Below are 550 nucleotides of genomic sequence, written 5' to 3' on the forward strand. Positions count from 1 at the left end.
TTACCATCATCCTTAACTGTCTTAACCTTAAAACTTGGAGCTTTCCATTGTCCTTGCGCATCATAGCCAGCGCCACCACCAAAATAGGTTGCAAGTTGTTCGTTCAGCGAATAAAGCTGACCACCCGTAATAGCATCCGTTGAATCTTTAGAAACATCACCATCTAAAAGAAACGTAATTTTGCTGTTGTCTTGAGCGGCTACAGCTCTGCCTTTTTCTTCTTTGCTCTTTTCATGACGTGCTACAAAGGCATTAGCTTTATCGTTCCATAATAAAGCATCACCTTTAACTTGCTGAGTAATATTCGTTATGTTTTTAGTAAGTTCGCTAAACTTATTTGTGACATTATCATTGACATTCTTGATATTGCTATCAAGCTGGCTTTTGTTAACAGCGTCATTATTGTTCTTTGCTTCCCCAACACCAGAAATTATCCGATCCACACCAGTCTTGTTGGCTATGTTGATTTCTGTGCCACCTACTTTTGCACCAATAGTGAGACGACTCGTTGTCTTATCTTGCTGAACAAAGCTTTCGCTTTCCACTTTGG

Annotated in this window: 1 pseudogene; it reads right to left on the reverse strand. The window is 39.8% G+C overall.

What is annotated here, in order from left to right:
- A pseudogene (locus tag ACFIJJ_RS10145) lies at window positions 1-550 on the reverse strand (hypothetical protein); the annotation flags it as partial.

Source organism: Bartonella sp. TT29SHDZB (assembly GCF_042193395.1).
GTDB lineage: Bacteria > Pseudomonadota > Alphaproteobacteria > Rhizobiales > Rhizobiaceae > Bartonella.